This window comes from Halomonas sp. 707D4, assembly GCF_024158685.1.
Lineage (GTDB): Bacteria > Pseudomonadota > Gammaproteobacteria > Pseudomonadales > Halomonadaceae > Vreelandella.
In genome coordinates, this window is record NZ_JAMZBD010000535.1 from 1 (window position 1) to 1,976 (window position 1,976).

At 65.3% G+C, this 1,976-nt stretch carries 2 protein-coding genes; both read left to right on the top strand.

Annotated features, from left to right (window positions below):
- The coding region (gene nusA, locus BIS11_RS16255) for a transcription termination factor NusA (RefSeq protein ID WP_253586548.1) at positions 1-1,214 on the top strand (1,214 nt) is incomplete at its 5' end.
- A 27-nt stretch (positions 1,215-1,241) separates the two neighbouring features.
- On the top strand, positions 1,242-1,976 hold a 735-nt coding region (locus BIS11_RS16260; protein ID WP_253586549.1), incomplete at its 3' end, for a translation initiation factor IF-2 associated domain-containing protein.

The window sequence follows — 1,976 nt, forward strand, 5'->3', positions numbered from 1 at the left end:
AGAACGCCGTGTTCGGCCGGATCGCGGCCCAGACCGCCAAGCAGGTCATCGTGCAGAAGGTGCGCGAGGCCGAGCGCGCCGAAGTGGTTCGCCAGTACGCCGACCGTGAAGGCGAGCTGGTCGCCGGTATCGTCAAGAAGACGACCCGTGATGGCCTGATCATCGACCTTGGCGAGAACGCCGAGGCGTTCCTGGCGCGCAACGAAATGATCCACGGCGAGCGCTACCGCATGAACGAACGCGTGCGGGCGCTGCTGGTCAAGGTCGATGCGGATGCCCGCGGCGCTCAGCTGCAGCTCTCGCGCACCAATCCCCAGTTCATCATCGAGCTGTTCAAGATCGAGGTGCCGGAGATCGCCGAGCAGCTCATCGAGATCAAGGGCGCGGCGCGCGATCCGGGCTCGCGGGCCAAGATCGCGGTCAAGACCAACGACCGGCGCATCGATCCGGTCGGTGCCTGTGTCGGCATGCGCGGTTCGCGCGTGCAGGCGGTCTCCTCCGAGCTTCAGAACGAGCGTGTCGACATCGTGCTGTGGGACGACAACCCCGCGCAGCTGGTCATCAACGCCATGGCACCGGCGGACGTCGCCTCGATTCTGGTCGATGAAGACGCTCACGCCATGGACGTCGCGGTCGCCCAGGACAACCTGGCCCAGGCCATCGGTCGAAGCGGTCAGAACGTGCGCCTGGCCTCGGAACTCACCGGCTGGCGGATCAACGTCATGACCGAGGACGAGGCCGAGTCCAAGCGCGAGCAGGAGATCGACAGCCTGGTCGACTCTTTCGTTTCGCACCTGGGCGTGGACGACGAGGTCGCGCGCCTGCTGGTCGAGGAAGGGTTCACCACCCTGGAAGAAGTGGCCTACGTGCCGCTTGAAGAGATGCTCGAGATCGAGGAGTTCGACGAAGAGCTGGTCGAGCAGCTGCGCGCCCGCGCCAAGGATGAACTCCTGACGATGGCGATCGCCTCGGAAGAAGCGCTCGACGGCGCCCAGCCGGCGAATGACCTGCTCGAAATGGACGGCATGGAGCGCCATCTGGCCTTCATCCTGGCCAGTCGCGGCATCGTCACCATGGAGGATCTCGCCGAGCAGTCTGTCGATGATCTGATCGATATCGAGGAATTGGACGAAGCGCGCGCAGCGGCACTGATCATGACTGCCCGTGCGCCCTGGTTCGAAGACGACAGTGAAGCGGCTTCGAACACACAGTAAACAGGTCACGGGCTTTGGAGGGTCACTATGTCAGATATGACGGTTAAGGATTTTGCAGTGAAAGTGGGCCGCGACGTGCCCCGCCTGCTGGAACAGATGAAAGAGGCGGGCCTTGCGCACGCCTCGGAAAACGATGCCGTGTCCGAAGAGGACAAGCAGACGCTCTTGAGCTTTCTCAAGAAGAGCCACGGCGGCAGCGACGCGGATGCGGGCAAGAACCGCATCACCCTGACGCGCAAGACGCGCAGCCGCATCAAGACCGGCGAGCGCGGCAAGACCATCGAGGTCCAGGTTCGCAAGAAGAAGACCTACGTCAAGCGCGAAGAAGAAGAGAAGCCCAAGGCAGCGGAGCCGGAACACACCGGTCCCCGCCAGCTGGTCGGCGACATGGCCGAAGCGGAAGCCGAGCGCAAGGTGCGTGAAGCCGAAGAGCGCGCGGCCGCCGAGAAGGCCAAGGCCGCCGAGGACGCCGCGCGCAAGGAGACCGAAGGCAAGGCCGCGGCCGCCAAGCTCGAGGTGCCGGAGCTTCAGATCGACGACACCCCGGCGTCCGACGACCTGCCCCCGGCACCGCCGAAGGAAGGCCGTACCGATCGCCGTACCGCGCCGCCCAAGAAGACGGCCGCCAAGAAGAAGGGCCGTGACGACGACGAGGATCGCGGTGATCGCGAAGAGCGCAAGCGCGGTGGCGCCGGCAAGAAGGCCAAGCGCGCCGAGCGTCGCGGCGGTCGTCGTGGCAGCGTCAGCGGCAACGGCAAGCAC